The 4,500-nt window shown below is 39.5% G+C and carries 4 protein-coding genes and 2 tRNA genes; 4 read left to right on the top strand and 2 right to left on the bottom strand.

All coding sequences use genetic code 11. The features are described 5' to 3' along the window. A partial coding sequence (locus tag CXF89_RS21305) for an aminotransferase-like domain-containing protein (protein ID WP_101163063.1) occupies window positions 1–1,442 on the bottom strand: 1,442 nt, incomplete at its 3' end. Between the two features lie 102 nt (window positions 1,443–1,544). Between CXF89_RS21305 and CXF89_RS18465 the strand changes: the two genes are divergently transcribed. Further along, entirely contained in the window at window positions 1,545–2,474 is a 930-nt protein-coding gene (locus tag CXF89_RS18465) for a DMT family transporter (protein WP_121955417.1), read from the top strand. Between the two features lie 37 nt (window positions 2,475–2,511). On the opposite strand, the gene CXF89_RS18470 is transcribed toward CXF89_RS18465, so the two are convergent. After that, complete coding sequence (locus CXF89_RS18470) at window positions 2,512–3,381, bottom strand: diacylglycerol/lipid kinase family protein (RefSeq protein WP_121955418.1); 870 nt, start codon at window positions 3,379–3,381, stop codon at window positions 2,512–2,514. A 326-nt stretch (window positions 3,382–3,707) separates the two neighbouring features. Between CXF89_RS18470 and CXF89_RS21245 the strand changes: the two genes are divergently transcribed. The 3 genes from CXF89_RS21245 (at window position 3,708) to CXF89_RS18480 (ending at window position 4,303) form a co-directional block, all read left to right on the top strand. Next, window positions 3,708–3,848, top strand: coding sequence for a hypothetical protein (locus CXF89_RS21245; RefSeq protein ID WP_010554841.1), 141 nt, complete (start codon window positions 3,708–3,710; stop codon window positions 3,846–3,848). A gap of 219 nt (window positions 3,849–4,067) precedes the next feature. Continuing rightward, window positions 4,068–4,158: transfer RNA gene (locus CXF89_RS18475), tRNA-Ser, on the top strand. Window positions 4,159–4,210: 52 nt separating this feature from the next. Further along, a tRNA-Ser gene (locus tag CXF89_RS18480) sits at window positions 4,211–4,303 on the top strand. Window positions 4,304–4,500: the final 197 nt, after the last annotated feature.

Here is a 4,500-nt window from a genome sequence, read left to right on the forward strand (position 1 = left end):
TACTTTTTAGCTAATAAAGTAAGCTTACCCAGAGTAATAATGGCTTGCTCTATCTGCTCGCTCCACGGCACACCATAACTTAACCTTACGCAGCTTTTATACTTATTAGAGGCTGAAAAAATAAGCCCAGGGGTAATACTAATACCAACCTCAAGAGCAAGTAAAAATAATTTTTGACTATCGTACTCGCTTCCTAAATCTAGCCACATTACGCAACCCCCTTTTGGATCGCTTATACGTGTGTTTTTTGGCATAGCTTGCTGTAAACACCATCGCATACGTTCTTTGTTATCGCGCAGGCGCTGCCTGAGTACCTTTAAGTTACGGTCGTACTCGCCGCTGGCAATAAATTCTGATAACGCCCATTGGTTTATTAACGAAGCGGAGCAACTTAGTGCTCGTTTATATCGCCGCGCTTGTGTTGCAAATTTACCGGCAACGACCCAACCCACACGATAGCTAGGCGCTGCCGTTTTAGAAAAAGATGAGCAACTGATCACTAATCCTTTTTTAGAGTACGCTAAAGCAGGTGTGCCTCGTTTTGCCGTAAAATATAAATCGCCGTATACGTCATCTTCAATAAGTACTACGTCGTAGCTTTCGAGTAACTCCACCAGCTGCTGCCTGTTTGTATCTGGCATAAAGCTGCCTACAGGGTTGCTAATTGCTGTCGAGAATAAACACGCTTTTATGTCATGCTCATTCAAAGCGCGATCCAAATCGCTTAACCAAATGCCATTATCTGGGCACAGTGGTATTTCGAGCGCTTTAAGCCCTAAGCTTTCTATTAGCTCTATAATCCCGTGATAACAAGGTGTCTCAATAGCCACTACATCGCCTGGCTTTGTCACGCACTTAAGCGCAATAGCCATGGCCTCTTGCGCACCATTAGTGATAACAAGCTCGTCCATATCAATGCCAATACCAAAATCTAAATAGCGATGCACTAATTGCTTTTTCAGCGGTACAAACCCATCTGTTGGGCCATAGTTTATGGCTTTACTGCCCGCAATTGTCATTACACGGCGCATGTTTCTGGCGAGTGCTTTATCGGTAGGTGCTGCGGCAATTGGGTTAGCGATACCAAAAGGGACTACGTTCGCTTGATGAATCGCGCTGTACACCTGCTCTATTAAGGCTTGTTTATTTACCACAACAGGTTCGCGACTTAATTTAACTCGCTTAGGTAAATTGTGCGCCATGCTAACGACTTTTAAAAAATATCCTGATTTTTCACGCGCCTCTACCAACCCTTGATCTTCAAGTGACTGGTAAGCCTGTTTTACAGTGGGGATACTTATGCTTAAGTTATCTGCCATTTTACGCAGTGATGGAAGTTTTTCGCCGGGGAGTAAAACTTGTTGAGCGCTCATATCTCTAATCAACTGAATAACTTGCTGATATAAAAACTCATGCCCTTGGCTATTTTTTTGTCTTATCATCACACACCAAATCTGTATAGGTTACATTTTTACTTTTCTGTATATAGTAAGTATACAGATAGGTCTTAAAATAGCCATTCAATCGGGCTTTGGAGACTAACCATGAAAAGTGCAGCGCTATACATTACAACCGTTTTAATTTGGGGCTCAACTTGGTTAGCCATAGAGTTTCAGTTAGGTGATATTGCGGTAGAGTTATCGTTATTTTATCGCTTTGCTATTGCAGCGCTTTTAATGTGGTTATATGTAGCGTACAAAAAACCCGACATGCGATTTAAGTTACTGGATCATGGCTTTTTTGTTTTATTAGCCATTTGTAATTTTGGATTAAATTATTTAATGCTTTACTGGGCACAAAATCACCTTACCTCAGCCATGACCTCTATCGCCTTTTCAATGCTACTGGTTATGAACATAGTCAATACTCGGTTATTTTTTGGTAAGCCAATCTCAAAACGAATTTATACAGGTGCTGTACTCGCTGTATTAGGTATTACGTGTCTGTTTTGGCCACAGTTACAGCAGTTCGACTTGAGTAATGGTGCATTGGTCGGGTTACTACTTGCCCTTGGTGGCACCTTTGTGGCTTCATTAGGAAATATGGTAAGCGTTCGTAATTCTCGTAAACAAATTGGTGTATTGCAAGGCAATGCATGGGGTATGTTATACAGCGCTATAGGCTTGGCTTTATACGTATTAATGAACGATGTGCAATTTAGTTTAGACGCTCCACCAAGTTACTGGTTATCACTACTTTATCTATCAATATTTGGCACTGTAATCGCTTTTGGTTGCTACTTTGCTCTACTTAGAAATATAGGCCCTGAAAAAGCCAGCTACGTTATTGTTTTATTCCCATTAGTGGCAGTAACACTGAGTAGCTTTTTTGAAGGCTTTGAATGGCACGCAAATACCTTTGCAGGATTTAGCCTAGTGCTATTAGGTAACGCCATTGTGCTTACCCCAACAAAACGAATTAACGCCTTTTTAGCTAATAGAGCAATGGCTAAAAGTGGCTCCGTCCCCAGTTAGACGCGTTATTAACGCAACTAACGTAAAAGCGCCTACCCTACTTTAGGCGCTTTTTTATTGGCATATGAAAAAGTAAAACCTGCCCATGCACACTAATAACGGCAGGAGTTTTACCTACCAGTTCACCATCTGCTTCAATCAATAACCCTTCAGTTTTTATAGAAGCTGTATTTAAGCGACTGTAGTTAAGGTTTTTTATATGCTGATGGCGCTTAAAAAACAACTTCATAAAGCTTATTACATTATAAAAAAGCCCACCCGATCGCATTTGATAACACTCAAGCAGCCCATCAGTTAAATCTGCTTTTGGCGCTATTTCTAGACCACCACCAAAGTACTTATGATTAGCAAATACGGTAATTAAATTTTTATACTGCCTAACATCGTTATTAAACGTACCTTGTAACTGCTGAGCTTGATAATAAAATAGCTCCTTAATGCTCGTCCAACTGTAATCAAAAGATGAAAAACTAGCTTTAGCATTAATCGCTTTAACTACATGAGCATCAAACCCTACCCCTGCAATATTAATAAAATAGCGGCTATTAATTTTTCCTACATCAATTGCTGTCGGTGTATTAAATAGTGCCTTTCGCCAATCATCTTCTTTGCAACTAAACCCTCTCGAGAAATCGTTACCTGTACCGCAAGGCAATAATGCTAACGTACAGCTACTCCCTATTAACGCATTAACCGCCAAGCTCAATGTACCGTCTCCGCCAAGTACAACTACTTTGGTAAATTTACTCAGTAGCAACCTTATTTGAGCGCAGTCATCGTTAAAGTTTCCCGTTGTAGTAAACATACAATAAGAAAAACTGCGTTTTTTACAAATGCTTTTAAGCCATATTAGTGATTTTTCACTCTGTTTTTTTGTACTTGGTTTAATAATTATTAGTAGTGACAAGCTTTTGTTTCCAACAATGTATTTAAGAACGAATAAAAAAGAGTTTAATTGAGTTTTTTTAATCTGAATAACTAGTCAAAAAGTTTGTTTAAAATGCATATAAATAAATAAAAAAACACAGAAACACCAGTATTGGCGAGAGTAAAGCCGATTTTATTTTAACTATTTATGCAAAAACCATAATAAAAAACACTGAACCGCACGTTAATAAAATCAATAAGGATTAGTTTAACTAATCCGTCAGGCTCAATTTTTATCGTTGTCTTTTTAATCAAACAACGTGCAAAATGCACGCGATTTCAACATATACAACCCGGAGCAAAATAATGAAACCAATTAACACATTAAATCAAACAGCAGCAGCTCAAGTAGCAGTTAAACCAACTAACCGTAAAGCAAGAATGTTAGCTAGACTTAACACTATTGGTAAAAGACTAGCACTTAGCGGCGCAGCTCAATATAAATAATCACCCAACCATGATTATTTTTCGGTGCAGCGAACACTCAACCACTAAATGAAGTCACTTATTTAGCTCCCCCTTGTTTGCTGCAACCTATTTATTTTATTAAAAATTGCCTTAATTTCCCCTTATTTACAAAAAAAACCTCATTTACGTACGTTTTTTAGGCAAACAGTCATTTTGCTATTTACACAGCGGTATCACCTAAGTATTATTCTGCGTCACGGAGAGATGGCAGAGTGGTCGAATGCACCGGTCTTGAAAACCGGCATGGGTTTATAGCCCATCTAGGGTTCAAATCCCTATCTCTCCACCATATTTTAATTGGTGGCTTTTTTTACTTCCATCAATACAAACGGTTATGCGTTGGAGAGGTGTCCGAGTGGCCGAAGGAGCTCCCCTGCTAAGGGAGTATAGAGTTTGTAGCTCTATCGAGGGTTCGAATCCCTCCCTCTCCACCATACTTAATTTAAACCACTTGATTGTGGTTTTTTTGTGCCTAAAATTTAACACCAATACTAAATTGGGAGGGTGAGAACCCTCGACAGGGTTCGACAAAATGTCTGGAACATTTTGGGCCGCTGCAAGCGTCGCGCAGCGATTGATTACATGGATGTAAGCAAGTCTATCCCTCCCTATGGACCATACTTATACCAAT

Source organism: Pseudoalteromonas sp. MelDa3 (genome assembly GCF_002863625.1).
Lineage (GTDB): Bacteria > Pseudomonadota > Gammaproteobacteria > Enterobacterales > Alteromonadaceae > Pseudoalteromonas > Pseudoalteromonas arctica.